19 protein-coding genes and 1 tRNA gene are annotated in these 24,580 nt (G+C 67.6%); 11 read left to right on the top strand and 9 right to left on the bottom strand.

Annotation, left to right across the window (positions count from 1 at the left end; translation table 11 throughout):
• The 5 genes from RX333_RS07830 to RX333_RS07810 form a co-directional block, all read left to right on the top strand.
• Window positions 1-1,127 (top strand): ATP-binding protein (locus RX333_RS07830; protein ID WP_410056059.1); only part of this gene is annotated, 1,127 nt, incomplete at its 5' end.
• On the top strand, window positions 1,127-4,444 hold the full coding sequence (locus RX333_RS07825; RefSeq protein WP_316014369.1) for a TM0106 family RecB-like putative nuclease: 3,318 nt from the start codon (window positions 1,127-1,129) through the stop codon (window positions 4,442-4,444). The genes RX333_RS07830 and RX333_RS07825, both read left to right, overlap by 1 nt.
• Window positions 4,437-5,114: a HEPN domain-containing protein gene (locus RX333_RS07820; RefSeq protein WP_316014368.1), complete on the top strand. Its 678-nt coding sequence runs from the start codon at window positions 4,437-4,439 to the stop codon at window positions 5,112-5,114. The genes RX333_RS07825 and RX333_RS07820 overlap by 8 nt, the downstream gene beginning before the upstream one ends.
• A gap of 697 nt (window positions 5,115-5,811) precedes the next feature.
• The gene (locus RX333_RS07815; RefSeq protein ID WP_316014367.1) at window positions 5,812-7,335 is read left to right on the top strand and encodes a DNA polymerase Y family protein; all 1,524 of its coding nucleotides are present in this window, start codon (window positions 5,812-5,814) and stop codon (window positions 7,333-7,335) included.
• Entirely contained in the window at window positions 7,335-10,634 is a 3,300-nt protein-coding gene (locus tag RX333_RS07810) for an error-prone DNA polymerase (RefSeq protein ID WP_316014366.1), read from the top strand. Before RX333_RS07815 ends, RX333_RS07810 begins: the two co-directional genes overlap by 1 nt.
• Before the next feature lie 231 nt (window positions 10,635-10,865).
• On the opposite strand, the gene RX333_RS07805 is transcribed toward RX333_RS07810, so the two are convergent.
• On the bottom strand, window positions 10,866-11,198 hold the full coding sequence (locus tag RX333_RS07805; RefSeq protein ID WP_316014365.1) for a hypothetical protein: 333 nt from the start codon (window positions 11,196-11,198) through the stop codon (window positions 10,866-10,868).
• A 233-nt stretch (window positions 11,199-11,431) separates the two neighbouring features.
• A tRNA-Gln gene (locus tag RX333_RS07800) sits at window positions 11,432-11,506 on the bottom strand.
• Window positions 11,507-11,591: 85 nt separating this feature from the next.
• Here RX333_RS07800 and RX333_RS07795 point away from each other — a divergent pair.
• On the top strand, window positions 11,592-12,704 hold the full coding sequence (locus tag RX333_RS07795; protein ID WP_316014364.1) for an iron-containing alcohol dehydrogenase: 1,113 nt from the start codon (window positions 11,592-11,594) through the stop codon (window positions 12,702-12,704).
• Here RX333_RS07795 and RX333_RS07790 read toward each other — a convergent pair.
• Genes RX333_RS07790 through RX333_RS07770 form a run of 5 tightly spaced genes read right to left on the bottom strand, consistent with a single transcriptional unit; the run spans window position 12,686 to window position 18,184 of the window.
• Window positions 12,686-13,696: an oligopeptide/dipeptide ABC transporter ATP-binding protein gene (locus tag RX333_RS07790; RefSeq protein ID WP_316014363.1), complete on the bottom strand. Its 1,011-nt coding sequence runs from the start codon at window positions 13,694-13,696 to the stop codon at window positions 12,686-12,688. The two genes, RX333_RS07795 and RX333_RS07790, sit on opposite strands and share 19 nt — an antisense overlap.
• A complete protein-coding gene (locus RX333_RS07785) occupies window positions 13,693-14,661 on the bottom strand; it encodes an oligopeptide/dipeptide ABC transporter ATP-binding protein (protein WP_316014372.1) in 969 nt (322 codons plus the stop codon). The genes RX333_RS07790 and RX333_RS07785 overlap by 4 nt, the downstream gene beginning before the upstream one ends.
• Complete coding sequence (locus tag RX333_RS07780; protein ID WP_316014362.1) at window positions 14,658-15,575, bottom strand: ABC transporter permease subunit; 918 nt, start codon at window positions 15,573-15,575, stop codon at window positions 14,658-14,660. Before RX333_RS07780 ends, RX333_RS07785 begins: the two co-directional genes overlap by 4 nt.
• Before the next feature lie 4 nt (window positions 15,576-15,579).
• The gene (gene oppB, locus RX333_RS07775; RefSeq protein WP_316014361.1) at window positions 15,580-16,503 is read right to left on the bottom strand and encodes an oligopeptide ABC transporter permease OppB; all 924 of its coding nucleotides are present in this window, start codon (window positions 16,501-16,503) and stop codon (window positions 15,580-15,582) included.
• A 58-nt stretch (window positions 16,504-16,561) separates the two neighbouring features.
• A complete protein-coding gene (locus RX333_RS07770; protein ID WP_316014360.1) occupies window positions 16,562-18,184 on the bottom strand; it encodes a peptide ABC transporter substrate-binding protein in 1,623 nt (540 codons plus the stop codon).
• A 514-nt stretch (window positions 18,185-18,698) separates the two neighbouring features.
• Here RX333_RS07770 and RX333_RS07765 point away from each other — a divergent pair.
• From RX333_RS07765 to RX333_RS07745, 5 genes are read left to right on the top strand one after another with little or no spacing between them, the layout of a single operon-like run.
• Complete coding sequence (locus tag RX333_RS07765) at window positions 18,699-19,751, top strand: zinc ABC transporter substrate-binding protein (protein WP_316014359.1); 1,053 nt, start codon at window positions 18,699-18,701, stop codon at window positions 19,749-19,751.
• The gene (locus RX333_RS07760; protein ID WP_316014358.1) at window positions 19,744-20,223 is read left to right on the top strand and encodes a Fur family transcriptional regulator; all 480 of its coding nucleotides are present in this window, start codon (window positions 19,744-19,746) and stop codon (window positions 20,221-20,223) included. Before RX333_RS07765 ends, RX333_RS07760 begins: the two co-directional genes overlap by 8 nt.
• Complete coding sequence (locus RX333_RS07755) at window positions 20,223-20,969, top strand: metal ABC transporter ATP-binding protein (protein WP_316014357.1); 747 nt, start codon at window positions 20,223-20,225, stop codon at window positions 20,967-20,969. Before RX333_RS07760 ends, RX333_RS07755 begins: the two co-directional genes overlap by 1 nt.
• Window positions 20,969-21,766 (top strand): iron chelate uptake ABC transporter family permease subunit, encoded by a 798-nt coding sequence (locus RX333_RS07750; RefSeq protein WP_316014356.1) that lies wholly within the window; start codon window positions 20,969-20,971, stop codon window positions 21,764-21,766. The genes RX333_RS07755 and RX333_RS07750 overlap by 1 nt, the downstream gene beginning before the upstream one ends.
• On the top strand, window positions 21,763-22,848 hold the full coding sequence (locus tag RX333_RS07745) for an FAD-binding domain-containing protein (protein WP_316014355.1): 1,086 nt from the start codon (window positions 21,763-21,765) through the stop codon (window positions 22,846-22,848). Before RX333_RS07750 ends, RX333_RS07745 begins: the two co-directional genes overlap by 4 nt.
• On the opposite strand, the gene RX333_RS07740 is transcribed toward RX333_RS07745, so the two are convergent.
• Together RX333_RS07740 and RX333_RS07735 are read right to left on the bottom strand one after the other, a co-directional pair.
• Window positions 22,818-23,732 carry a mechanosensitive ion channel family protein gene (locus tag RX333_RS07740; RefSeq protein WP_316014354.1) on the bottom strand — a complete coding sequence of 305 codons (915 nt, stop codon included), beginning with the start codon at window positions 23,730-23,732 and terminating at the stop codon, window positions 22,818-22,820. The genes RX333_RS07745 and RX333_RS07740 overlap by 31 nt on opposite strands.
• Window positions 23,733-23,896: 164 nt before the next feature.
• Window positions 23,897-24,538: a Rho termination factor N-terminal domain-containing protein gene (locus RX333_RS07735; protein ID WP_316014353.1), complete on the bottom strand. Its 642-nt coding sequence runs from the start codon at window positions 24,536-24,538 to the stop codon at window positions 23,897-23,899.
• Between the last annotated feature and the right edge of the window lie 42 nt (window positions 24,539-24,580).

Genomic DNA, 24,580 nt, shown 5'->3' with positions numbered 1-24,580 from the left:
GGGGCTGGGCGGATCTGGCGGCGGTTCACGCCGCCGCCCGCCGACGGGCGGACGCGGCCCGCGCGGAAGAACTCGCCGCACGACGGCGCGAGATGCATGCGCCCGACGGGCTCGATGCACTGCGCGAGGCGCTGGCCGGATATGCCGAGGCCGGAGCCACGGAGGACGCGCCGCCCCCGCGTGAGGAGGCGGAACGGGCCCTCGCCACCGCGCGCGCGACCCTCGCCGAGGCGGAGAACGCCCTGGCGAAGGCGCAGGAGCGGGCGGAGATCGTCCTGCCCGACGAGGGCCGGGCCGAGGCGGCGCTCGCCGCCGCGCGCGGTCAGGTCCAGAAATCCGAGGCAGCCGTGGCAGGCCTGGATGCGGAAGACGAGGCCGCGACGCAGGAGAGGCTGGACGCGCTCGACAAGGCGGCCCGCGAGGCGCTGGCCGAGCTCGACCGGCTGCGCGCGCAGGTGCCGGATCTGGGCAGCCTTCAGGCCCGTCGCGACCGGCTGAAGGCGGTCGTCGACCGGGCGGCCGCGGATGCCGAGCAACTGCAGACCGAGAACGCCAAGATCGACGGCCGCATCGAGACGCGGGCCGAGGAGGGCATCGAGGAGGAGCTGGCAGCGGTTCGGGACCAGCTGCGCGAGGCGGTCGAGACCCGCGATCGCATCGCCTTCGAGGTCAAGGTGCTGCGCCGTCTTCGCGACGCGCTCGACGCGGCCAAGACCGCCGCGCGCGAGACCTATTTCGAGCCGATCCGGGCCGAGATGCAGCCGCTCTTGCGCGACCTGTGGGAGGATGTGGAGATCGAGTGGTCCGACGACACGCTGTTGCCGGTCACGCTGGTGCGCCGCGGGACGGCGGAGCCGATCGACGTGCTGTCGGGCGGCACGCAGGAGCAGATCGCCTTTTTCGTGCGGCTCGCCTTCGCGCGGTTGCTGGCCAAGGCGGGACGCCCGGCACCGCTGATCCTCGACGACGCGCTGGTCTATTCGGATGACGACCGCATCGAGCGGATGTTCGACGCGCTGCACCGCGCGGCGGGCGATCTGCAGATCATCGTCCTGTCCTGCCGCCAGCGGGCCTTTCGCGATCTGGGGGCCGTCACGCTCGGCTTCGAGCGGGTGGAGCCGGTCTGATGCAGCGCTTGGGAGACGATCTTCGACTGTCCGCCACCGATCTGATGCGGTTCGCGGTCTGCCCGCATGCGACGCGACTCGACCTCGCGCGGCTTCACGGCGAGGGGCCGGAGCCCGCCGATGACAGCGCGGATGCGCGGCTGCTGCAACGGCGCGGCGACCTGCACGAGGAGGCGCATCTCGACCATCTCAAGGCGGATGGCGGGGTCGTCGAGATCGCCCGCGACCAGGGGTTCGGCGCGGCGGTCGAGGCGACGCAGGAGGCCCTTCGCGGTGGGGCGCGGCATGTCTTCCAGGGTGCGCTCGAGGGCGGGATGTGGGGCGGCTGGTCCGACTTCCTGGAGCGGGTCGAGCGGCCATCGCAGCTCGGCGACTGGTCCTACGAGGTCGCGGATACGAAGCTGAAGCGCAAGCCCGCACCGGGCCATGTCCTGCAACTGGTGCTCTATTCCGACCTGTTGGCGCGGGTGCAGGGCACGGTGCCGGAGCGGGCGCATGTCGTGCTGGGCGACGGGGCGCGCTTCACCTTCCGGCTCGACGAGGTCTCCGACTACGCGCGCGCGATGCGGGATCGGCTGGAAAATTTCGTCGCGGCGCCGCCGGACACCCGGGCCGTACCCTGCGCGGCCTGTCCGCTATGTAGGTGGCGCGAGCATTGCGCCGCGGTGTGGGAGGCGGAGGACAGCCTGTTCCGCATCGCGGGCATCGCACGCGGCCAGGTGGCGAAGATCGAGGCCGCGGGCGTGACCTCGATGGCGGAGCTGTCACGCCACGAGGGCGAGGTCCCGAGGCTCGCCGCGCCGACGCTCGACCGGCTGAGGATGCAGGCCAGCTTGCAGACCGCGCGGCCCGAGCGGGGGCCGCATCACGCGTTGCGCCCGGCCCAGCCGGGCAAGGGCTTCGACCTGCTGCCGCCGCCGCACCCGGAGGACCTTTTCTACGACATCGAGGGCGATCCCCATTACGAGGAGGGTGGCACGGACGGTCTGGAATATCTGCACGGGATCTGGGCGAAGGCTGCGTTCACGGCGGTCTGGGCGCATGACCGGGCCGAGGAGAAGGCGGCGCTGTCGCGGCTGATGGACCTGTTTGCGCAGGTACTCGAAGCGCATCCGGGCGCGCATGTCTATCACTACGCGCCCTACGAGATCACGGCGCTGAAGCGGCTGACGATGCAGCACGGGCTGGGCGAGGCGCGGCTCGACCGCTGGCTGCGGGCGGGGCGGTTCGTCGATCTCTATGCCGTGGTGCGCAACGGCATCTTCGCGTCCGAGCCGTCCTATTCGATCAAGGACATGGAAGCGCTCTACGGGTTCGCGCGGACCGGAGAGGTCACGACCGCGGGCGGCTCCGTCGTCGCCTACGAGGCGTGGCGCGAGGAGGGGGACGGCGCGATCCTCGACGAGATCGAGCACTACAACCGGCTCGACTGCGTCTCGACGGAAGAGCTGCGCGACTGGCTCCTGTCGATCCGCCCCGAGGGAACGGGCGAGACCGTCGCGCGACCCGCGACAGATACCGACGACGAGAAGGAGCTTGCGGCGCAGGCGTTGCATGACAGCCTGATGAATGCGGACCTGCCCGAGGGGCGCGGACAGTTGCTCTACGATCTGGCGCAGTACCATCCGCGCGAGAAGAAGCCGGTGGCGTGGGCGGTCTTCGACGCCGCCGCGAAGGATGTGGGCGATCTGTGCGAGGATCTCGATTGCCTCGGCGGGCTGACGGCGACCGGCGCGGCCGAGGCCATGACGGCGAAATCGCGCGAGCGGACCTATCGCTGGCCCGCGCAGGAGACGAAATTGCGCGCGGGTGCGGACGCTGCCATCTCCGTGCCGGGGGAGCCCTTCCCTGTCGCCGTCACGGTCCGCGCGCTCGACCGCGCCGCGCGGAGCGTGACCGTGCGGACGACGCATGAAGGCGCGCTGGCAGATCGGATCGACCTGCTGCCGTCCTGGTCGCTCCGCACCCAGTCGATCGAGACGGCGATCGCGAACGTGATCGAGGACCAGCTCGGTCCGTGCACAAACGGTGCGGCGGAGGCGTTGCTGTCGCGCGCGCTGCCGACCCTGAGCGGCAACCTCGACATGGCCGATCTGGCACAGGTCGATCCGGTCGAGGCTATGATCCGCGCGACGCGGGCGCTCGACGGGGGCGTTCTGCCGGTGCAGGGGCCGCCGGGCACCGGGAAGACCTACGTGACCGCACGGGCGATCCTCGCACTGGTCCGGCAGGGCAGGCGGGTGGGGGTCTGCTCCAATTCCCATGACGCGATCCGCAACGTGCTGATGGGATGCATCGACGCGCTCGAAGATGACGACACCGACCTGACGGTCGCGGATCTGTCCGTCGGGCACAAGCAGCGGGACGGCATGGACGCGCTCGACCCGCCCTACGATGCCATCGTGAAGGTTCCGAATGCCGGTGCGGCGGAGGGGATCGACGTGGTGGGCGGCACGGCGTGGCTGTTCTCCTCGCCCGACCTCGCCGATGCGTTCGACACGATCTTCGTGGACGAGGCGGGGCAGGTGCCGCTTGCCAACGCGCTCGCTCTGACGCAGGCGACGCGCAACCTTGTCCTGGTGGGCGACCCCGCGCAGTTGCCACAGGTGGTGCAGGGGGCGCACCCGCACCCGGCGGGGCTGTCCTGCCTCGACTGGATGCTGGGCGGGGCGACCACGATCCCGGCGGAGCGCGGCCTGTTCCTGCCGGTCACGCGGCGGATGCAGCCCGAGCTTGCCACCTACATCTCGCGCCAGTTCTACGAGGGTCGGCTCAGCGCGCATCCCGACACCGCGCGGCAATCGGTCGAGGCGGATGGGCTCCCCTCCACCGGCGCGTGGCGCGTTCCGGTGGCGCATGACGGGCGGGTGCAGCATGCGCCGGAGGAGGTCGCGGCGATCGAGGCCACGATCGACCGCCTGCTGAATGGCCGGATGACCGACCGCGAGGGCAGGGCGCGCGCCTTGCGGCCTTCGGACATCATCGTCGTCGCGCCCTACAACCTACAGGTCAACGCGCTGACGGACGCGCTGCACGGCATCCGCTGCGGCACGGTGGACCGGTTCCAGGGGCAGGAGGCGCAGGTGGTGCTGGTCTCGATGACCGCCTCCTCGGCCGAGGCGACGGCGCGCGGGCTCGACTTCCTGCTGTCGCGCCAGCGGATGAACGTCGCCATCTCGCGCGGGAAGGCGCTGTCGCTGGTCTTCGCCGCGCCCCGCCTGACCGAGACGGCCTGCACGAGCGTCGAGCACATGCGGCTGGTCAATGCGCTCTGCGCGCTGCCGGCCTGGACCCTGGGGAGGGACGGGGATGGCTAATCGTCACGACTTCCGCCATGCCGAACTGAAGCGGCGCCAGCGCGCGATGCGGGAGGGCTTTCCCCCGAATTTCGGCCTGCGCATCCACCGCATGATCTCCTGGATCGGCCGGGCCGAGGCGGAGCCCTACGATCCTGCCGCGTCGTTCATCTTCCTTTGGATCGCCTTCAACGCGGCCTATTCCGATGGGAGCGACATCGATGGGCCCCCCGCGTCGGAGCGGGACCGGTTCCGCGCCTTCTTCCGCCGGGCGCTGGACTGCGATCCCGAGCATCGGCTCTACCGGACTGCATGGCGGGACGGCGGGCAGCCGATCCGGGCGTTCATCGACAACCGCTACGTCTTTTCCCCTTTCTGGACGCATCATCACGGGCTGGGCTGCGACGATTGGGAGGACCGATTTCGCAAGGCGTCCGCGCTGTTCGAGGCGGCCTTGCGCGACGGGGAGACCGATCTCGTCCTGTCGTTCATGTTCGACCGGCTCTACATGCTGCGCAACCAGTTGATACATGGCGGCGCGACATGGGATTCCTCGATCAATCGCGATCAGCTTCGCTCGGGCGTGGACCTGCTGGGCGCGCTGCTGCCGGTGGTGGCGGACCTGATGATGTCCTGCCCTTCCGAGGGCTGGGGACACCCCTTCTTTCCTGTGGTGGACCCCTCGTCGTGACGGGCCTGTTGCAGCATCGGTTAGGCACGGTGCACGGCAGACGCGAGCAAGCTTGAGGTTGAGATCCTGAGACTGGACTCCAGGCCAACTCGCGATAGAACATATGCAGAACATTTGTGCTTGGTGAAGTTCTGTGTATGGCTGGCATCGTCCCGTTTCCAATTTCGAAGGCGACCCCGAGAAGGCATTATACTATTGCATCAAAGGGATTTTCCGATGAGCAGATCCCTACGCCCGAGGGTTCGGGAGCGATTGGGATCTTCATGGCGAAGGCCCCGTTCCAGCGGGAGCCGATTCTCCGGGTGCGCGATCGGAAAACGGCGCGGGAGATGTCTCTCGCACAGCAGGTGTCGCACTGCGCGCCGAAGCGGCCCGAGGGGGTATTTCAGGCGACGGAGGATGGGCTTGCGTGCTGGGATGTCGGCTCGGTTGTGGGCGAGCTTTGGGAATCTCCGCGCGACCCTACCTTCACCGCGACCAAGCGGCTGGCGATGCGGGCGGAGGCTCAGCGGGATGCCCTGAGTGTTGATCCGGCATGGAGCGCAGGCGGACCTGAGTGCCGCGCACAACCGCTTCCGCATCGGCAAGCTGTCCTCCTCGCCCAGTTCGGAAGATCCCGGATCGCCGAGCGATCCGCGCTGGCGGCTGAAGCTGTTTCGGTCCCGGACACAGGCGCTTTGGGCCTGGGTGGTGCGCCATGAGCGGGCGGCGGATCGTCTCGATTTCCCTTCCCTGCCTGCCGATGGAGCGGTGGATGCGGATCGCGCAGGACATGGGCAGACCGGTTCCTGAGGGGCCGATGGTGCTGGCAGTGGAGGGCACGCATGGTCCGGTCGTTCATGGCGCGAACCGGTCGGCGACGATGCTCGGCATCCGCGTAGGCGAGCGGATCGTGGATATGCGCGCGCTCTGTCCGGAGTTGCGGGTGGAGTATGGCGACCTTTCCGGGGACAATGCGCTAATGGAGCGGCTGGTGCTCTGGATCCGGCGCTGGGGGCCGTGGTCGGCACGGGACGGGGCGCATGGACTGATCCTCGACTGTACGGGGGTTCCGCATCTGTTCGGCGGTGAGGCGGCGCTGTTGGAGGAGATAGAGGCGCGGCTTTCGACCCTCGGACTGAGCGCGCGGGTCGCCATGGCCACGACCTGGGGGGCGGCCTGGGCATTGGCGCGGTTCGGCGCGGTGCGCGCGATCTGCGAAGGGAACGAGGCGGAGGCACTGCGCCCCCTGCCGGTGCGGGCCTTGCGTCTGAGCAGTGAGGCGGAGCAGTTGCTGCACCGGCTGGGGCTGAAGACCATCGGCGATCTCGCCGCGATCCCGCGCCTGTCGCTGGCGCGGCGGTTCAATCGGGCGGAGTTGGTGGCGAACCCGCTCCTGCGACTGGATCAGGCGATGGGACGGATGGCGGAGCCGATCTCGGCCGAGGATGCGCCGGAGCCGACCCGCTCGATACTGCGGCTGGCCGAGCCGATCCAGGACCCGACCGCGCATCTGCCCGACCTCTGCGCCGAGCTTTGCGCTCAACTTGCAGAGCGCGGCGCAGGCTGTCGCCGCCTGCATCTCACCGTCTATCGCACGGATGGGGAGGTGGCGTGTGTCACCGTCGCGACCTCTCAGCCGAGCCGAGACCCGGCGCATCTAGCCCGTCTCTTCGACGGGCGTTTGGAGCGGATCGACCCGGGGTTTGGGTTCGATCTCGTAACCTTGGACGCGGATGGCGTAGAGCCGTTTGACGAGGTTCAATCGGACCTCGGCGGTAGGCGTGCCGCTGGAATGTCGCTGCCTCAACTGATCGACCGGCTTTCCGCCCGCTTCGGCGCGGAAGCCGTGACGCGCCCCGTCACCTGCGAAAGTCATGTGCCGGAGCGGGCTGAGCGACGGGTTCCCGCCCTGCACGATGCGCCTCAAGGGGAGGTGACGACACGCGAACGACCCTTGCGCATATTACCCAGCCCCGAAGAGGTGCGCGTGATCTACGCTGTGCCCGAAGGACCACCCGCCCAGTTCATCTGGCGCAAACAGACGCTAAGGGTGGCACGCCATGCGGGACCTGAACGGATTGCGCCCGAATGGTGGCGGGATAAGCCCGGCACTCGTCTGCGCGACTACTACAAAGTGGAGGATGAGAAGGGCCTTCGCCTCTGGCTCTATCGCGAGGGGCTGGACGGGGACGGGCGCGGCGGGCAGCCACGCTGGTTCGTGCACGGGATCTTCGCCTGATGCCGCTCAAGGACCACGAACACCCGCGCCGCACCATCGAGGAAGATGATTTCGCGCTCAATCCGCCCACGGAATTCGTGGAATTGGGAATGACGAGCTGCTTTTCCTTCCTGCATGGCGCGTCGGATGCGGTGGACCTCATCACGACGGCATGGTCGCAGGGGCATCACGCGCTCGGCATCGCGGACATAAACACGATGGCGGGCGTGGTGCGACACCACAAGGAAGCGCTGACAGTCAATATCCGCCCCGTGATCGGATGCAGGATCGTGCTGATGGGCGGGGAAGAGTTCCTCGCCTATCCACGAGACCGCGCCGCCTATGGCAGGCTCTGCGCCCTGCTGACCAAGGGCAAGACGGCGACGCTGGACGGCGCCTGGCAGGAGAAGGGGGCATGTCATCTGACCCTCGATGACCTCGCCGCCCATGCGGAGGGCGTACAGCTGATCGCACTGCCCAAGGAGGATCTTGCGGTGTTCGAGGCAGAGCTGCCACGCCTTTCCGCCGCCCTGCCGACGCTGCGCCATATCGCGGTCAGCCATCTCTATCGCGGCGACGATCGGGCGCGGATCAACCGGCTCGACCGGTTGGCGCAGGCGCATGGGCTTTCGATCCTCGCCACAAACGACGTGCATTACCACGCGCCCGCGCGGCGGCCCTTGCAGGACGTGATGACCTGTATACGACACAAGACCACCATCGCGAAGGCGGGCTTCCTGCTGCATGCCAATGCGGAGCGGCATCTCAAGCCGCCGGCCGAAATGATCCGTCTCTTCGCCGAATGGCCTCACGCGATCCGTGCGACGCGGGAGGTCGCGGACGCCTGCACCTTCGACCTGCGGGAGCTGCGATACGACTACCCTGAAGAGACCGTGCCGCAGGGTCGCACGGCGGATTCGTATCTCGCCGAACTCACCTGGCAGGGTGCTGCCGATCGCTATCCGGACGGCATCTCGCGCAAGGTGCGGGCCGTTCTGGCCAAGGAGCTCGCCCTGATCGCGAAGCTGAAGATCTCGCCCTATTTCCTGACGATCCGCGACATCGTCCACTATGCTCGCTCTCTCGGCATCCTATGCCAGGGGCGCGGTTCCGCCGCGAATTCCGCCGTCTGCTACTGCCTCGGCATCACATCCGTCGATCCCGACCAGCACGAGGTACTGTTCGAGCGCTTCATCTCGGAGGAGCGCCGCGAGCCGCCCGACATTGACGTGGATTTCGAGCATGAGCGGCGCGAGGAGGTCATCCAGCACATCTACGCCAAATACGGCCGCGACCGCGCAGGCCTCTGCGCCACCGTGATCCATTACCGCCCGCGCATGGCGATCCGCGAGGTCGGCAAGGTCATGGGGTTGAGCGAGGACATCACCTCCGCCCTTGCCAAGACCGTCTGGGGAAGCTTCGGCACCGACATGGGGGAGCGGGAGGCGAAGCAGGCCGGCCTCAACCTCTCCGATCCGCACCTGTCTCGGACCATCAGGATCGCGCAGCAGCTGATCGGGATGCCGCGTCACCTCGGCCAGCATGTCGGCGGCTTCATCCTGACACAGGACAGGCTCAGCGAAACCGTCCCCATCGGCAACGGCGCGATGCCCGAGCGCAGCTTCATCGAATGGGACAAGGACGACATCGAGGAGCTGGGTATCTTCAAGGTCGATGTGCTGGCGCTGGGAATGCTGACCTGCATCCGCAAATCGTTCGACCTGATCGAAGCGCATTACGGGGAACGCTGGACGCTGGCGACCGTCCCGCAGGAGGACGCGGCGGTCTATGACATGCTGTGCAAGGGAGACAGCCTGGGTGTGTTCCAGGTCGAGAGCCGGGCGCAAATGAACATGCTGCCGCGCCTGCGCCCCCGCACTTTCTACGATCTCGTGATCGAGGTCGCCATCGTCCGCCCCGGCCCGATCCAAGGCGACATGGTGCATCCCTATCTGCGGCGTCGCGACGGGAAGGAGGCGATCGAGTATCCCTCTCCCGCGCCGGACCACGGCCCACCGGATGAACTGAGGCGTATTCTCAGCCGGACACTGGGCGTTCCGATCTTCCAGGAGCAAGCCATGCAGCTCGCCATGGTCGCGGCGCGCTTTTCCCCGGCCGAGGCCAACAAGCTGCGCAAGGCTATGGCTACCTTTCGTAATCGGGGAGAGAAGGTCAAGAACCACAAGGCGAAGATGGTCGAGCGCATGATCGCCCGCGGCTACGATCCCGTCTTCGCCGAACGTTGCTTTTCCCAGATCGAAGGCTTCGGCGAATATGGCTTTCCCGAAAGCCATGCGGCGAGCTTCGCGCATCTCGTCTACATCTCCAGCTGGATCAAGTGCCACTATCCGGACGTGTTCTGCGCGGCATTGCTCAATTCCCAGCCGATGGGCTTCTACGCCCCAGCCCAGATCGTGCGCGATGCGCGCGAGCACGGTGTGGAGGTGCGCCCGCCGGATGCGAACCTCAGCGATTGGGATAACACGCTGGAGCCGGTGGGGCCGGGCCGCTTTGCCGTTCGGCTGGGGCTGCGACAGGTGGATGGCGCGAAGGAAAACGCGATCGCGCGGTTGCTGGCCGCACGCGACGCGCCCTATCGCGATCTCACCGAGCTCAAGGCGCGCGCCCGTCTCGATACCGGCACGATGAAGCGGCTGGCAGCAGCGGATGTGTTCGGCTCCCTCGGCCTCGACCGGCGCGCGGCGCTCTGGGACAGTGTGGCCCTCCGCAACGCCCCCGACCTGCCGTTGTTTCGCGAGGTGCAGGACGAGGGCGCGGAGGTTCGCATCCCGCTGCCCACAATGCCGAATTGCGAGCAGGTCGTCGCCGACTACCAGACGCTGCGCCTCTCGCTGAAGGCGCATCCCCTGGCATTCATGCGCCGTTCCATGGCCGCACAAGGTCTGATCTCGACCGAAACCCTTTCTCGAACGGTTAGCGGCGAGCGGGTTCGCCTGGCAGGTCTCGTACTCGTGCGCCAAAGGCCCGGCAGCGCAAAGGGGGTTTGCTTCATCACGGTGGAGGACGAACACGGCGTCGCCAACCTCGTCATCTGGCCAAAGATCATGGAGCGATACCGCGCGGCGGTAATGGCCTCCCGCCTGATCTACGTGGAGGGCCGCGTCCAGCGCGACCGCGACATCATCCACGTCGTCGCCGACCATCTAGAGAACCGCAGCGACGCCCTCGACGGGCTGACGGGCACGGTTGTGCCGACGCCGATCGCCCGCGCCGACGAGGTGCTGCGCCCTGTGCCCGATCACGGCTCCCGGCATCCAAGAAACGTGCGCGTGATCCCCAAGTCGCGCGATTTTCATTGAGCCCTGTTGGCTGCAATAGCTGGAAGCTTGTTGCAGATGATAACAGGTTCGCACAATGGACGGTCGGCTGTCCTGATACTCGTAAGTGGTCTCAGGGGTTCTCTGTCGGCGACCTCTCGATTTTGCGTAGCCGGTTCGTTTCGGTCGCCGACGCCGGGATAGACCTCGTGACCTGCCCCCTGCAAACTCTCGCCGTGAATGAGGGAGCCTCAAGGGGCCAGGTCAGGCGCCTCACCCCTCTGCCCGGAGCCGCGCCTCGTCGTCGGCCAACAGGGCTGCCGCCGTTCCGCGAGCGGACGCGATCTCAGCCGCCGCGCGCCGCGCCCGTTCGGTCGACACTCGATCCAGCCACTCTGACGCGGACCGGTCGAGCGGCTTCTCGTACCGCTCCGCTTCGAGGCGTGCGATCTCCTCGGCGACGATCGCCGACAGGAAGCGCTGAGCTTCGGTATGAGACAGGCGTCCATTCGTCACCTGCCTGAGATACGGCTCACTTCCGAAAGCGAGAAGCGTCGCGAGCGAACGAGATGTGGAAAACCTCTTCAGGCGTAGGCTGACCTGCATGAACCGTTGACGATTTTCCCCGGCTTTCCGGGGTACTCGGCGGCGCCAGACATAGCTGCCCCCGCGGCGCTGCACGTGGGTCGGAGAACGTATCTGCCGGATCCTCTGTTGGAAGCTCCGAGAGCCGCGCCACGTCCGGTAATTTAGGAAGATTGGCGTCCACGTATCGCAGATGGATGGACTGGGATCGCTTTGGTCCGCAATTCCGGGTCAGATCAATACGTTACAGGATATGGCTGGGGTGGTAGGATTCGAACCTACGGTACACGGTACCAAAAACCGCTGCCTTACCACTTGGCTACACCCCATCAGGTGGGCAGTTTCTTAGTGCCGCTCCGAAGGGGCTGCAAGAGGAAAATCGGCCGAAGCCGTGCCGAATATGCAGGAGGTCCGATGACGCCGTTCCAGTTCACCACCACGCCCACCATCCGCTGTGCCGAGGGGGCGAGCGGCGAGCTTGCCGATCTGTTCGCGGGCGCCGCGCATGTCGGGGTCGTGACCGATGCCACGATCCGACGGCTGGGGCTCGACGTGCCCGCGATGGATGCGTTGCGCGGGGCGGGCCTCGCCGTCACGGTGTTCGACGGCGTGCTGCCGGACCCGACCGAGGCGATGCTGTCGGAGGCCTGCGCCGCGCTGGCGGGCTGCGACGCGGTTCTGGGGCTGGGCGGAGGCTCCCCGCTCGACATTGCGAAGATGGTGGCGGTGCGGCTCGCCTCGGATCAGCCGTTGGGCGAGATGTACGGCGTCGGCAACGTGACGGGCGGGCGGCTGCCGCTGGTTCTGGTGCCGACCACGGCGGGGACGGGGTCGGAGGTGACGCCGATCTCGATCCTGACGACGGCGACAAACGAGAAGATGGGCGTCGTCAGCACGGTGTTGCTGCCCGATGCGGCGGTGCTCGACCCGCTGTTGACGCTGGGGCTGCCGCGCTCGGAGACGGCGGCGACCGGCATCGACGCGATGGTCCACGCGATCGAGGCGTTCACCTCGCGCCTCCGCAAGAACCCGCTTTCGGACATGCTGGCCGAGCAGGCGCTGCGGCTTCTGGGCGCGAACATCCTGACCGTGTGCGAGCGACCCGAGGACGCGGACGCGCGCGGTGCGATGCTGCTGGGGTCGTGCCTTGCCGGGCAGGCCTTCTCAAATGCGCCGGTGGCGGCGGTGCATGCGCTCGCCTATCCGCTGGGCGGGCAGTTCAAGGTGACGCATGGGCTCTCGAACTGCCTCGTCCTGCCGGAGGTGGTGGCCTTCAACATGCCCGAGGCGGAGGCGCATTACGCGCATCTGTCCGGCATACTGTTCGACGGGAAACCGCTGCCGCAAGGCTTTCGCGATCTCGCGCGTCAGACCGGCCTGCCCACGACGCTGCGCGAGGTGGGGGTGAGCGAAGGCGACCTCGACGCGCTGGCGACGGATGCGATGAAGCAGACGCGGCTGTTGGTGAACAACCCGCGCGAGATGACATACGAAGCCGCGCGCGCGATCTACGAGGCGGTGCTCTGAGCCTTCGCCGCGTCGGTATAGGGGCAGGCGACCCGGTGGCCGGGTAGCCGTTCCTCCAGCGGTGGGCGCGCCTCGGCACAGTCCGCCCGTGCGATCGGACAGCGGGTGCGGAACACGCAGCCCGAGGGTGGCGCGATGGGGGAGGGCAATTCGCCTTCCAGCACCGGGCGGTCGCGGGCGCGCTCCTTGGCCGGGTCGGGGATCGGGACGGAGGAGATGAGCGCGCGGGTATAGGGATGCAGCGGCTGCTCCACCAAGGGCGCGGCGTCCGCCACCTCGACCAGCCTGCCGAGATACATCACCGCGATCCGGGTCGAGATATGGCGCACGATGCTGAGGTCGTGCGCGATGAACAGGAGGCTCAGCCCCATGTCGCGCTGCAGCTCGCCCAAGAGATTCACCACCTGCGCCTGGACCGACACGTCGAGCGCGCTGACCGGCTCGTCGCAGACCACCAGCTCCGGCTCGGTGATGAGCGCGCGGGCGATGCCGATGCGCTGGCACTGGCCGCCGGAGAACTCGTGCGGGTAGCGGTTCTGGAGGTTCGGCAGCAGGCCCACCCGCTCCATCATCTCGCCCACGCGGCGGCGGCGCTCCTCGCGCCCGATCTCGGGGCGGTGGGTCATCAGCGGCTCGGCCACGATCTGCCCGACGGTCATGCGCGGATTGAGGGCGGCGAGCGGGTCCTGGAACACCATCTGGACCTCACGCCCGAACTTGCGCCGGGCGGAGGGGGACAGCTTCGTGAGGTCCTCGCCCTTCCACAGCACGCGCCCCGCGGTGGCGGGAACGGTCCCGACGATGGCGCGCGCGAGCGTGGACTTGCCCGAGCCGCTCTCGCCGACGAGGCCCAGGGTCTCACCCCGCTCGATAATCAGGTCGGCCTGGCTGACGGCCTGAAGCTGGTCCGGCTTGGTCCACGGCCAGGCGCCGCGCTTGGGGACCGGGAAGGTGACGTCGAGACCTTCGACGCGCAGCAGCGGTTCGGTCATTTCACCTCCTCCCGCGGGGCATGGCAGGCGCGCAGGCGGTTGTCCCCGAAGGGTTGGAGGGGCGGCATGACCTCGCGACACGGCTCGTGCGCCAGCGGGCAGCGCGGCGCGAACGGGCAGCCGGGACCGAGGCGGGTGAGGTCCGGCGGCTCCCCCGGAATGGTACTGAGGTGATCCTGCGGAATGTCGAGGCGCGGCACGGCGGCCAAGAGGCCCAGGGTGTAGGGATGCGACGGGTTGGCGAAGACGGCGTCGGTCGGCCCCGTCTCCATCACCCGGCCGCCATACATGACCATCGTGCGCTCGCACGCGCCCGCCACGATGCCGAGGTCGTGGGTGATGAGCACGATGGCGGTGCCGAACTCCGCCCGGATCTCCGACAGCAGCTCCATGATCTGCGCCTGCACGGTCACGTCGAGCGCGGTGGTCGGCTCGTCCGCGATCAGCACCTTCGGACGGCACAGCAACGACATGGCGATCATGATGCGCTGGCGCATGCCGCCCGAGAACTCGTGCGGAAACATGCGCAGCCGCGCCTTGGCGTCCGGGATGCGCACGGCGTCGAGCATCTGTGCGCTCTCGTCCAGCGCCTGCCGCTTGCCCATGCCCCGGTGCAGCGTCAGCACCTCGGCCATCTGGTCGCCGATGCGCATGTAGGGGTTCAGCGAGGTCATCGGATCCTGGAAGATCATCGACACCTGCTCGGCCCGCAGGCGGTTCAGCTTGCGCTCGGGCAGGTTGAGGATGTCCTCCCCGGCAAGGCGCACGCGTCCCTCGGCGCGGCCGTTGCGGGCGAGCAGGCCCAGCGTGGCGAAGGCGAGCTGGGTCTTGCCCGATCCGCTCTCGCCCACGATGGCAAGCGTCTCGCCCGCGTCGAGCTGGAAGGAGATGCCGTTGACGGCGCGCACGGTGCCGTCGGGCGTATCGAAGGCGACGGACAGGTTTTCGACGTCGAGAAGCATCAGCGATCCTTGGGGTCGAGCGCGTCGCGCAGACCGTCCCCGATGAAGAAGAAGGCGAAGAGACCCGCGACGAAGAAGCCGAGCGGGAAGAGAAGCTGCCACAGCGTGCCGTTCTGCATCTCGTCCGCGCCCTCGTTGATCAGCGCGCCCCAGCTCGTCAGCGGCTCCTGCACGCCGAGGCCGAGGAAGCTGATGAAGCTTTCGTAGATGATCATCGACGGCACCAGCAGCGTGGCATAGACGATCACGACGCCCAGCAGGTTCGGCACGATATGGCGCAGGATGATGCGCAGCGGGCTGACACCGGTGGCGATGGCGGCCTCCACGAACTCCTTGCCGCGCAGCGCCAGCGTCTGCCCGCGCGCGATCCGCGCCATGTCGAGCCAGGAGATGAGGCCGATCCCCACGAACAGCATCAGGACGGAGCGGCCGAACACGACTAGCAGCAGGATCAGCACGAACATGTAGGGAATGGACATCAGCACATCGACGACGCGCATCATGATGTTGTCGAGCCGCCCGCCGAAATAGCCCGCGATGGCGCCGTAGAGCGTGCCGACCACCACCGCGATCAGCGCGCCGACGATGCCGACCATCAGGCTGATCTGCGTGCCCTGCACCGTGCGCGCGAAGAGGTCGCGCCCCAGCGGATCGGTGCCGAACCAGTGGCCGCTCTCCAGCGAGGGTCGGCCCTTGGTGCTGACCGATCCCAGCACGTTCCAGTCGATATCCTCGTAGTTCCAAGGCGACACGAAGGGCCCGATGATGGCGAAGAGGGCGATGGCGGTCAGGACGACCAGCCCTGCGACGGCGGCGCGGTTGCGAAAGAAGCGCCGCCGCGCGTCGGCCCAGAGCGAACGGCCCTTGGTGGGCGGGGCGGAGGCGAGCGCGTCCGCGACGTTTTTCGTGGCGAACATGCGATCAGTACCGGATCTTGGGGTCGATCCAGGCGTAGAGCACGTCGACCAGGAGGTTGAAGAGGACCGTCAGCGTCCCCAGCAGCACCGTGATGCCCATCATCACGCCGTAATCGCGGTTCAGCGCGCTCGCCACGAAAAACTGGCCGATGCCGCCGGTGGAGAAGTAGATGTCGATGACGACCGAGCCGGTGATCATGCCCACGAAGGCCGGGCCGAGATAGGAGATCACCGGCAGCAGGGCCGGTTTCAGCGCGTGGCGCAGCACGATGCGCCGCATCGGCAGGCCCTTGGCGCGCGCGGTGCGGATGAAGTTGGAGCTCATCACCTCCAGCATCGAGGCGCGCGCGATGCGCGCGATGGAGGCCATGAAGCTGGTCGACAGCGCGATGACCGGCAGGATCACGTATTGCCACTGTCCGCCCTGCCAGCCGCCGCCGGGCAGCCAGCCGAGCCACAGCGTGAAGATCAGCACGAGGATCGGGGCCAGCACGAAGTTCGGCAGCACCTGCGCACCGATCGAGATACCGACCGCGAGGTAGTCGAGCCAGGAATTGTGCCGGATCGCGGCCACGATACCGAGCGTGCCGCCCACCAGCACGGCGACAACGAAGCTCCAGAATCCGTAGGTCAGCGTGACGGGGAAGCCCTGTTCTATGAGGTCGTTCACGTCCTGGTCGCGATAGACGAAGGACGGGCCGAAATCGAACTGGGTGACGACCTTCCACACATAGGTGCCGATCTGGGCGAGGAAGGATTTGTCGAGCCCGTATTCCCGTTCGAGATTGGCCAGCACCGCCGGCGGCACGCCGCGTTCGGACGCGAAGGGAGAGCCGGGCGCCGCGTACATCATCACGAAGGTCGCGACGATCAGGATCAGCAGGACCGGGATCGCGACGGCGAGGCGTCGCAGGACGAAGGCGAACATCGTGGAACCACCTGACGAGGGTGGGACGGGCCTCGCGCGAGGCCCGCCCCTTGGAAGATTACTCGGACGCGGTGCGGGTCAGGTCACGCACGTACCAGTTGTTTTCCACGTTCTCCATCGGCCAGCCCTGGATCTCCTCGTTCAGAACGAAGTTCTGCGTGTAGTGGTAGATCGGGATGATCGCCATGTCCTCGGCCAGGATCTGCTCCACCGCCGTGTAGTTCGGCTGCGGGTCGGCGAGGTCCACGCTCTCGGTCATCAGACGATCGACTTCCTCGTTGGAGTACTTGCCGTCATTGTTGCTGTTGCGGGTGGTCAGAAGGTCGAGGAAGGTCGACGCCTCGTTATAGTCGCCGCACCAGGCCGAGCGGGCCACGTCGAAGTTCTGGTTGCCCCGGATTTCCAGATAGGACTGCCATTCGTAGTTGTTGAGCGTCGTCGTCACGCCCAGCGGCCGCCACATCTGGCTGATCACCGTCGCCACCTGCTGGTGGGTGTCGGAGTTGTTGTAGATCAGGTTGAACTCGATGGGATTGTCGGGACCGTAGCCCGCATCCGTCATCAGCTGCATGGCTTCTTCCATGCGCTCGTCCTGGCTCATCGAGGCGTACTCGATCTCCGGCAGCTCGAACCCGGCGGTCGCCCAGTGGGTGAAGCTGTAGGCCGGGGCCTGCCCGCCCTGCAGGATCTGGTCGACGATCACGTCGCGGTTGACCGCGAGGCTGAGCGCGCGGCGCACGTTCGGGTCCTGCAGCGCTTCGTGCCCACTCTCGGACTGGTTGAGCGTGTAGTAGTAGGAGCACAGGCGCGGCGTGGAGTGCGTGGTGTCGGGCGACTCGGCCTCGAGACGCGGATAGGCACCGGGCGGCAGATCGTCCATCATGTCGAATTCGCCCGCCTGAAAGCGGCTGAGCGCCTGGTTGCCATCGTTGATGACGTAGCCGGTGACCTCGGTGATCGCGACGTCGTCGGCGCCCCAGTATTCGGGGTTCTTCTCGAGCCGGAAGAACTCGTTTACCGCGATTTCCTCCAGCGTATACGCGCCGTTCGAGACGATGTTCTCGGGCGAGGTCCAGTCCGAGCCGAACTCCTCGATCGTCGGCTGGTGCGTCGGCATGAAGGTGTAATGCACCACCATCTGCGGGAAGTAGGGCAGGGGCCGGGTCAGCGAGACCTCCAGCGTCCGGTCGTCGACGGCGCGCACGCCCAGCTCGGACGGCTCCATGTCACCGGCGATGATCTCGGCCGCGTTCTGGATCTGGCTCAGCTCGACGTACCAGGCGTATTCGGACGCGGTCGCGGGATCGGCGGCGCGCTGCCAGGCATAGACAAAATCGCCCGCCGTGACCGGGTCGCCATTGGACCAGCGCGCGTCCTCGCGCAGGGTGAAGGTCCAGGTCTGGTTGTCGTCGGAGGACCACTCGGTCGCCACACCCTCGCGCAGCTCGCCCTGTGCGTCCTGGGTCAGAAGCCCCTCGAAGAGCTGGCGCGCGACGTGGCCGCCCGCCGTTTCCTCGATCAGCTGGGGATCGAGCGTCGGGAACTGGTCGAGCAGGCGGTAGGAGAAGGTCTGGTCGCCCGCCATCTCGGCGCCGCTGTCCTGAGCGGTCGCGATGGTGGCGGCGAGCGCGGCGGTCATCACGCCGGCGCTGGTGGTCTTGAGCAATCGTGTCAGAGTCATGGAAATACCTCCTTGTCTGGGCGGGGCGGGCGTTGACCGTCATTCGGCGCGGTCCGTCGCGCGTCCCTGTTGGATCGCTCGAGTGTTCGGAGGATCGTGGGGATTTGCAAGCGCAGCCCCGGGTGACGCGAGGGAAAGCGCGCGATGCGCAGGATAGTTGCGAGCGCGGCGACCTCGGCTTTGCCTTAATTTCGCCATTAAGCGGGTGCGCGGCGGTCGCGTCGAGTGCCGAAACGGCTGCTCGCGCAGGCCCACGGGGATTTTGTAACCATCAAGTCCCCGTTTCAGCCGCATTTTTGCGATCGAAGCGCCGAATCATCCGCAGGTTGATCGGCGAAGCAGGCTTGTGCGGATGGTTGTGCCGCGACGGGAAAGTCCGGACGCTTGATCGCCACCATCCGCCGGTTCGTGCGGCGTGATCCCGGCAGCATGGAGCAAGGTCGATAGGCGGGACCCGCGCTTGACCGGCTAAATGTTATATAATAACAGTCGGCGACCCTAACGGAGAATTGCCATGAAGCCCGTATCTCTCGCGCTCGCTCTGGGTGCTGGAACCGCGACCGCGTCCCTCGCCGAAGTTCCGCGCGTGATGACCGATATTCCGCCGGTCCACTCGCTCGTCGCGCAGGTCATGGCGGGTGTCGGCACGCCGGACCTGCTGATCCCCGGCACAGCCTCGCCGCACGATTTCGCGTTGCGCCCGTCCGATGCGCGCGCGATGCAGGATGCCGGACTGATCGTCGAGATCGGCCCGGACCTGACGCCGTGGATGGCCGACATGATCGCCTCCGTCGCTGGGGATGCCGACCATCTGGTCCTGATGGACCTCGCCGAGACGCAAGTGCGAAGCTATGGTGAGCACGAGGATCACGGCGACCACGACGATCATGCGGAGCATCACGACCATGACCACGATGGGGATCACGGGTACCACGCCGACGACGATCACGACGACCATGAGCATGGCGATGAGCACGCGCATGATGCGGAGCACGAGCATGAGCATGGTCACGCGAATGAGCACGAGCACGAGGATGAACATGGGCACGACCTTGACGGCGACGACCCGCATGTCTGGCTCGATCCCGACAACGCCATCGCCTGGATGCCCATGATCGCCGAACGCCTTTCCGCACTCGACCCGGATAATTCCGGAACCTACCGCGCGAATGCCGACGACGGCGTCGCGGCGATCGAGGCCGCGGTCGCGGATGTCACGGCCACGCTCGGCGAAGTCTCCCCCCGGTTCCTCGTCTCCCATGACGCGTTCGGCTATTTCGAGGAGCGGTTCGACGTCGAGGCCGCGGGCGAGATCGCCATCGGCGATGCCAGCGATCCGGGCCCCGCGCGGCTCGCCGCACTGCGCGACATGGCGGGCGAGCAGGGCATTACCTGCGTGCTCGTCGAGCCGCAGCAATCCGACGCGCTGGCCGGGGTCGTGGTGCCCGAGGGGCTGCAACTGGGCACCATCGACGCGCTCGGAGCCGAGATCGAGCCGGGGCCCGCTCTCTACCCCACGATGCTGCGTAATCTCGCGGCCTCCATTGCCGGATGCGCGGATGGCTGAGGGGGTTCCCACCGGGCTCAGCCCGCACGACCACGCCGCCTGCCGGGCCGACGGTCTCTCGCGGGTGGAGGCGATCTGCGAGGATCGTGGCCTGCGCCTGACGAAGGCGCGGCGCCGCACGCTCGAGATCCTGCTGGAATCGCATGTGGCGCTTGGTGCTTACGAGGTCCTGGAACGACTGGCGGCGGAGGGGCTGGGCGCCCAGCCGCCCGTCGTCTACCGCGCGCTGAATTTCCTCGTCGATAACGGCTTCGCGCACAAGATCGAGGGGCGCAATGGCTTCGTGGCCTGCGTCTCTCCCGGCGCGGAGCATGACCCGGCCTTCCTGATCTGCCGCGCCTGCGGGCGGGTGGGCGAGGCGACCATCGCGACGCGGGAGCTCGACCGCTCCGCCGATCTGTCGGATTTCGCGGTCGAGCGTACCGTCGTCGAGGCGGAGGGCGTCTGCGCCCGCTGTCGCAAGGAGCCGTGATGCTGATCGAGACCGAGAACCTGAGCGCGCGGGCGGGCGGGCGCACGATCCTGTCGGGCGTCGACATGTGCATCGAGCCCGGTGAGATCGTCACCATCGTCGGCCCCAACGGTTCGGGCAAGTCGACCCTGCTGCGGCTGCTCGCGGGCGCGATGAAGCCCGCCTCGGGCCATATCCGGCGCAAGCGCGGCCTGCGCATCGGCTACGTCCCGCAGAAGCTGGCGCTCGACCCGACCCTGCCGATGACGGTGCGCCGCTTCCTCGACCTGCCGCACCGGCGCCGCGGAGCGGAGGTCGCCGAGGCGCTGGAGCAGGCGGAGGTGCCCCATGTCGCCGATCAGCAGATGGCAAGCCTGTCGGGCGGGCAGTTCCAGCGCGTGCTGCTGGCGCGCGCGCTGCTGGGTCGGCCGGACCTTCTGATGCTCGACGAGGCGACGCAGGGGCTCGACCAGCCCGGCTCGGCCGCGTTCTACCGCCGGATCGAGGCGGTGCGGGACGAGCTGGGCTGCGCGGTGCTGATGGTCAGCCACGAGCTGCACGTGGTGATGAGCGCCTCCGACCGGGTCATCTGCCTCAACGGCCATGTCTGTTGCGAGGGCACGCCCGAGGTGGTCTCCTCCGCCCCTGCCTATCGGGAACTGTTCGGAACGGGCACGGGCGGGGCGCTGGCGCTCTATCGGCACGAGCATGACCACGCGCATGACCATGCGGATCACGACCACGACCATGCGGGGCACGCGCACTGATGTTCGACGACTTCCTGATCCGCGCGACGCTGGCGGCGGTCGGCGTGGCGATCGCGGCGGCATTGCTGGGCTGCTTCGTCGTCTGGCGGCGCATGGCGTATTTCGGCGACGCGACGGCCCATGCCGCGATTCTCGGCGTGGCGCTGTCGCTCGCCCTGTCCATCTCCGTCTTCGCGGGGGCGCTTGCCGTGGCGGTGGTGATGGCGACCATCGTGGCCGGGGTCGCGGGCCGCAGTTACGGCGAGGATACCTTGTTAGGCGTGTTGTCCCATGCCTCCCTCGCGCTGGGGCTGGTGGCGGTGTCGCTGCTGCCTGGCGTGCGCGTGGACCTGTCGGCCTATCTCTTCGGAGACATCCTGGCGGTGGGCAAGCGCGACCTCGCGATCATCTGGGTCGGCGTCGTGCTGGTCGCGGCGCTGATCTTCGCCCGCTGGTCGCGGCTGTTGACCGCGACGCTGGACCGCGACCTCGCCCATGCCAGCGGCATCGACCCGCGGCGCGAGCAACTGGTGCTGATGCTGGCCCTCGCGGTCGTCGTCGCGGTGGCGATCAAGGTCGTGGGCGCGCTGCTGATCACGGCGCTGCTGATCATTCCGGCGGCTGCGGCGCGCCCGTTTGGACGCACGCCCGAGGGGATGGCGACCGGCGCGGTGCTGCTGGGCGTCGTCTCGGCGATCGGAGGCATGGGCGCGGCCTATCGCTTCGACACGCCGACGGGGCCGACCATCGTGACCGTGGCGGCGGGGCTCTTCGTCCTGTCCAACCTGGCGCGGCTGCGTTCGGGCGCCGGGGCATGACCGGCCACGTTCCCGAGCGGGAGGCGGCGCTGGCGCATCTGGCAGGTTTCGTGCCGCGAATGGGGGAGCGATACGCCCGGCGGCGCAACTATGTCGAGCACGGTGCCGACGGCCCCACCTCCGCCCTGTCGCCGTGGCTGTCGACCGGCCTTCTGACCGAGCGGGAGGTGCTGGCCACAGCGCTGGAGGCCCACGGCGCCGAGGCCGCCGCCTCCTTCGTGCGGGAGGTGTTCTGGCGCCTCTACTTCCGCGGCTGGCTGGAACACCGGCCGGAGGTCTGGACGCGGTACCGCGAGGATGTCACCCGGCTCGCGTCCCTCCATGCCGGGACGGAGGGCTGGCGACGGGCGGTGAGCGGCGAGACGGGCATCGAATGCTACGACACCTGGCTCGCCGAGCTGGTCGAGACGGGCTGGCTGCACAACCACGTCCGCCTGTGGTTCGCGAGCATCTGGATCTTCACGCTCGGCCTGCCCTGGCAGTTGGGGGCGGACCTGTTCCTGCGGCATCTGAAGGACGCGGACGCGGCGTCGAACACTCTCAGCTGGCGATGGGTCGCCGGACTGCACAGCCGGGGCAAGCACTACGTCGCGCACGCGGACAACATCGCGACCTTCACCGAAGGACGCTTCACCCCGACAGGGCTGGCCGACGATCCCGAACCGCTCGCCTGGGACGATCCGCCCGACCCCGTCTGGCCCGAGGCTGCGCCCGTGCGCGACGGCGATCTCCATGTGGCGACGCAGGAGAACCTTGCCCCCGTTCGGGACGGCACGGCTGCGCTGGTCCTCGCCCCGGTGCCGCTGTCACCCGAGGGAGGGACCGTGGGCGAGCGGTTCCGCACCGATGCCGTGGCGCGCTGCGGCGCGCGGGTCGTCGCACCCGAGGATCTGCCGCCGGGGCGCATCGTCGTTCACGCCCATCCAACCGGCCCGGTCGCCGACCGGCTGGCCCGGCTCGACCGCGAGATCGTCTTTGCCCGGCGGACGATCGACGAGGTGGTCTGGCCGCATGCCACGAAGGGCTATTTCCGGCTGGGCAAGCAGATCCCTCAGCTGCTATCGGCGCTCTCGCTGTCCTGATCGCGCTCCCGCAAGGGCAGGGGCACGGGGCTGTTTTCCTTGAAGGTGAGGGTCCGGTAGGGGTACGGGATCTCGATCCCGGCCTCGTCGAGCGCGCGCTTGACGGCAGCGACGACCTGGTCGCGGCTGGCGCGGATGTCGACGGGGCGCGAGCCGGTCCACCAGGTCACCTCGAAATCGATCGACGACGCGCCGAAGGCCTGGGCGAAGACCTGCACGTCCTTCACGTCGTCGCGGACGCTGTCGACCGTCTTGACCGCTTCGAGGATCACGGCGCGGCTCTCGTCCACGTCCTCGTCATAGGCGACGCCGCAGATGATGGTCGTGCGGCGCAGCTCGTTATCGGTGCGGACGACCACAGGGTTTTGAAAAAGCTCAGCATTCGGGACGACGGCGAGCTGGCCGTCGGTCTGGCGGATATGGGTGTCGCGGATGGTGATCTCTTCGATGAAGCCCTCGATGCCCGATTCCTCGGTCCAGATGTGGTCGCCGATCTTGAAGGGTTCGCGCAGCAGGATCAGCAGTCCGGCGAGGAAATTCTCGAACACGTCCTTGAAGGCGAAGCCGATGGCGACGGAGCCGAGGCCCAGCGTCGTCAGCGCGCTGCCGGGCGTCACGGAGGGGAATACGATGGTGCAGGCGATCAGAAGACCCGCCAGCCAGATCACGATTCCCGTAATCATCATAAGGACTTCGCGCAGCGAGCGGCGCATCCGCGCCCGCTTGGTCACGCGACTGACGATGAAGCGGGCGATCTTTACCAGACCCCAGGTCAGCAGGATCACGAGGAGGGCCGCCGCGATGCGGGGCAGGGCCTCGACGAAGCCGGTCCAGTAGCCCTGGACCTCGCCCATCAGCAGTCGCGTGAAACCTTCTTCGCCCATTCGGCCCTCCCTCGTTGGGGGAGGGAGCTAGGGCACGGGCGCACCCGAACCAGTGTTGGGGCCAGAAAGGTTAACCGCGAAAACGGGGGGCTGCGATGCGTATGGCATGCGTATGGCATGCGTATGGCACCCTGCCAGCCCCCCGTCATTCGTTAACGCGGGGCTCAGTCCTCGACCAGCGCGTCGATCAGCTCGTCCTTCGACATGTCGGAGCGGCCCTCGATCTCGCGATCCTGCGCCATGTCGTAGAGCTCGTCCTTCGTCTTGGCGTCGAGCGAGGCGCGCGATCCCTTCCCGCGGCCATTCTCGTCCGTCGCGTCCTCGATCGCGTCGAGCAACTCGTCCTTGGTCATGTCCGAGCGGCCCTCGATGTCGAGATCCTGCGCGCGCTCCATCAGCATGTCCTTGGTCGGGCCGTTCTCCTTGATATGGGCGACCTTCTCCTTCACGTCGTCGGGCTGATCGACGAACTGGTCGTCGCCCTGCTTTTTCTTCTGGGTGGAGCGGGCGTATTCGTCCTCGGTCAGCAACATGCGGACCTTCTTGGGCAGGTAGCGCTCGCCGGTCTCGTTCGACTCGCCGCCGGACTTGGTGCCCCAGTCCTCCTCGGTCCATTCGTGCAGGTCCGTGTCGTCCTGATCGGGGCCGTCATCCTCGTAGCCGCCGCCGCGCTTCTTGTATTCCTGTACGGCCATCTGCGCCTTGCGCGCGGACCACTGGCCGGGCTCGCCGCCCTTGTCGGATTCGGTGATCTCCTCCTTCACCTCTTCCCAAAGCTCGGGGTCGGTCTTCTTCGCGGATGACATGGCTTCTCCTTTCGCACTCGTTGCCGGGACAACGGGCGCGGC

Source organism: Roseobacter sp. HKCCA0434 (genome assembly GCF_032464675.1).
GTDB lineage: Bacteria > Pseudomonadota > Alphaproteobacteria > Rhodobacterales > Rhodobacteraceae > Pontivivens.
This window is presented reverse-complemented; position numbering and strand designations above follow the sequence as displayed.